Origin of the sequence: Trebonia sp. (genome assembly GCF_049794275.1) — a bacterium.
Classification (GTDB): domain Bacteria; phylum Actinomycetota; class Actinomycetes; order Streptosporangiales; family Streptosporangiaceae; genus Trebonia.
Genome location: NZ_JBARCR010001238.1, coordinates 1 through 3110 on the forward strand (window position 1 = coordinate 1; position 3110 = coordinate 3110).

4 protein-coding genes and 1 pseudogene are annotated in these 3110 nt (G+C 71.3%); 2 read left to right on the forward strand and 3 right to left on the reverse strand.

Annotated elements, in window-relative coordinates:
- Positions 1–826 (reverse strand): annotated as a pseudogene (locus tag WA805_RS30325) (hypothetical protein); the annotation flags it as partial.
- Between the two features lie 157 nt (positions 827–983).
- Here WA805_RS30325 and WA805_RS30330 point away from each other — a divergent pair.
- Positions 984–1814, forward strand: a complete 831-nt coding sequence (locus tag WA805_RS30330; protein ID WP_425244038.1) for a DUF3027 domain-containing protein — start codon at positions 984–986, stop codon at positions 1812–1814.
- Here the strand turns inward: WA805_RS30330 and WA805_RS30335 are convergent.
- Positions 1718–2077, reverse strand: a complete 360-nt coding sequence (locus WA805_RS30335; RefSeq protein WP_422275526.1) for a DUF2530 domain-containing protein — start codon at positions 2075–2077, stop codon at positions 1718–1720. The two genes, WA805_RS30330 and WA805_RS30335, sit on opposite strands and share 97 nt — an antisense overlap.
- A 104-nt stretch (positions 2078–2181) precedes the next feature.
- Here WA805_RS30335 and WA805_RS30340 point away from each other — a divergent pair, with 104 nt between their 5' ends.
- Positions 2182–2634: a MarR family transcriptional regulator gene (locus tag WA805_RS30340; protein ID WP_422275524.1), complete on the forward strand. Its 453-nt coding sequence runs from the start codon at positions 2182–2184 to the stop codon at positions 2632–2634.
- 282 nt (positions 2635–2916) lie between these two features.
- Here WA805_RS30340 and WA805_RS30345 read toward each other — a convergent pair.
- On the reverse strand, positions 2917–3110 hold a 194-nt coding region (locus WA805_RS30345; RefSeq protein WP_425244037.1), incomplete at its 5' end, for a 2'-5' RNA ligase family protein.

A 3110-nucleotide genomic window follows, 5' to 3' on the forward strand; every position in this document is an offset into this window, starting at 1 on the left:
GGCCGGGTTCCTGGGGCGGCCGCCACGCCTCCCGCGCTTCGCCGGGGATCCGGGCCTCCCCAGGAGCCTGGACTGTGCGTGGATCCGGGCTTGGCGCGGCCGCCGCGGCCGGTATGTCGATCTGCTCAGGAAGCCGCAGCGCGAGCACCATCGCGGCCAGGTAAATCAGGGTGCCGATCCGCAGCGTCCACGCGGCGCCGCCGGCGAACTGCACGCCGGCGGCGAGGATCGCCGCCACCGTGGAGGCGGCGAGGGAGATCAGCCCGGAGCGCGCGTTCGCCTTCACCAGCGTGATTTCCGCGGGCAGCAGCCGCGGCGTGACCGACGCCTTGACCACCCCGCCGGCCTTCTGCAGCACCAGGATCCCGAACGCGGCGGGCAGCAGCGTCACCGAATTCGCGACGTTCGCGGACATGGCGTAGCAGAGCAGGCCGCGGGCCAGCATCGTGCCGGCGAGCACGAACCTGCGGCCCTGCTGGATCCGGTCGAGCGCGGGCCCGATGAACGGCGCGAGCACCGCGAACGGCGCCATCGTGATGATCAGGAAGAGCACGACACGGCCGCGGGCCTGGTCCACGGACGAGCTGAAGAAGATCGTTCCGGCGAGCGCGATTGTGACGAACGCGTCGGCGGCACCGCTGACCGCCGTGGTCTCGATGAGCGTGGCGAGGCCAGTCCGGCCCGCGCCCTGCGCACCGGTGATCCGGTGGAAGAAGCGCCCGGTGCCGCGGGTCGCCTTGCCGCTGGCCTGGGTGCCGGATCTGAATGCGCGGCCGGTCGCCTGGGCCGCGTGCTTAACTCGCCGCAGCGCATCGGACATCCGCATAGACACAGTATTCTTGGTCTGCGGCACTGCGACGAGCCCCAAGGGGTAAGACCTCCGGGCCGGCCCCGCGGTACACCGCGACAGGAGCGAGGAATTGGCAGTCGTAAGCTCGATCAGAACCCGCGCGAAGGAACCGGACCAAACCTGCGCGGAAGCCGTGGACCTGGCCAGAGATGCGCTGGCCAGCGAGGCAGGCATCGGCCTGGGCGCGATCGGCGAGCATCTCGCCGTGGAAGCCACGGGCGACCGCGTCGTCACCCACCTGTTCGAGTGCACTGACCCCGCCTACGCGGGGTGGCACTGGGCCGTCACGGTGACCCGCGCGCCCAGGTCCAAGCTCGTGACCGTTGACGAGACCGTGCTGCTGCCCGGTCCCGACGCCCTGCTCGCGCCGCCGTGGGTGCCGTGGCAGGACCGGCTGCGTCCCGGCGACGTCGGCATCGGCGACCTGCTGCCGGCCAGCGCGGACGACGAGCGCCTCGTCCCGCTCGTGGTCCTCGAGGGCGATGACGCGGTCACCGACTGGTTCGCCCCGCGGACGGACGCGGAAAACGCTGAGGCCGGGCCGCAGGAGCCGTCCGAGCTGCCCGCGCCCGGGCGGAGCCGTGTGCTGTCCGGCTACGGCCGCGACGATACGGCGGAGCGGTGGTACGAAAGCGACCACGGGCCCAGGACGCCGCTTTCCCGCGCCGCTCCCGCGAACTGCGTGAGCTGCGGGTTCTTCGTCCCGCTCAGCGGCGGTCTCGGCCGTCTCTTCGGCGCTTGCGGTAACGCGTTCGCGCCGGACGACGGCCGGGTGGTCTCGGCCGACCACGGCTGCGGCGCCCACTCCGAGGCCGCAGGGACCGGCTCCGCGGTGCAGGCGGCCGCTCCGGTTATCGACGAGTTCGGCTACGACTTGGTGGACCTGCCCGGCGTCTCGGTGGAGGAGACCGACTTCGAGCCGCTGTCCCGGGACACGTACCCGGAGTCGACGCCAGAAGGCTGATCGCGATGCGCCGCGGCGCGCTGCCGCCCGCGCTTGAGCACCGGCACGTACCACAGCGCGAACAGCCCCATCGCCAGGCCCGTCACGCACGTCCATACCCACCACCACGACCCTGCCGGGAGCGCGTCGCGCGCGATAAGCACGACCACCAGGGCCACCGCCCACGCCGCCGTGCCGACGCCGGTTACCAGGCGGTCGTTCGCCTCCCGTGGTGGCGGCGGCGGGCGCCGTTCCCCGCGACTGACGTGCTGGTGCTGGTTCACGCAACAAGGCTAGCGGGGCTTGGCCGTGGTCCCGCCGTCACGGCTGCCAACCAGTTCATCGCCGGAGCCTTATGCGGCGTGCCCGCACGTGATGTACTTGGTGGATGCCTCAGGCAGCTACGCGCTCGGACGCGGGACTTGCGACCGTGCTGCGGATTTCGATCAGCAGGCTAGCACGGCGTCTCCGGGTGGAGCGCCTCGGCCTCGGCGGGACGGAAACCGTCCTTTCCGACATCCAGCTCGCCGCGCTGGCGGCGCTGGAACGTCACCAGGCGATGACCCCCGGCGAGCTCGCCGAATACGAGAAGGTCCAGCCGCCGTCCATGACCCGCGTGATCGCCGTGCTCGAGGAGCGCAACCTCGTGCAGCGTGAACCGCACCCGTCCGACCGCCGCCAGGTCATCCTCACCGTGACCGCGGAAGGCCGCTCGCTGGTGAACCGGGTGCGCCGTCGCCGCGAGGCCTGGCTGGCACAGCGCCTGCAGGAGCTGACCACGGAAGAGCGCGCGATCCTGCGCTCCGCCGCCCCGATCCTGGAAAAGCTGAGCCAGGCCTGAGCACACCTTTGGCGGCGTGGCCCTGGTCCCCGGCGACGGGAAGCCCGCCGTGATCTACCCCAGGACAACCGGCGCGCCGTACGCACGCCTGACTCCTCGAGACGTTTCCGCGGAAACGCATCCGGCGTGCCCGGCTAGCGTCGCCGATCCACATAGGGCGCGAAACGTACCGAAACCTGTCCCTTATGTCGGATTTTCAGGTGTCTTTCGCGCCCTATGTCGCGACCGTCTCCCATCGATGCCGGTTGGCCGGGGCGAATGTCGTCAGGTGGAGGGGGTGCGTTAGACCGGCTGGCGCAGCTTCCAGGTGCCTACCGTTTCGTAGCGCGGTCCGGTGCCGACCTGGCTGCCGAGGATACTGCGGATGAGGTAGATCTCCTCGGCGGTCCACTCCGGGCCCTGGTATCCCGCCAGGCTGGTGACGATGGAGCCCACGTCGGCGGGCGCCCGGCAGCGGGCCAGCGTCAGGTGCGGCT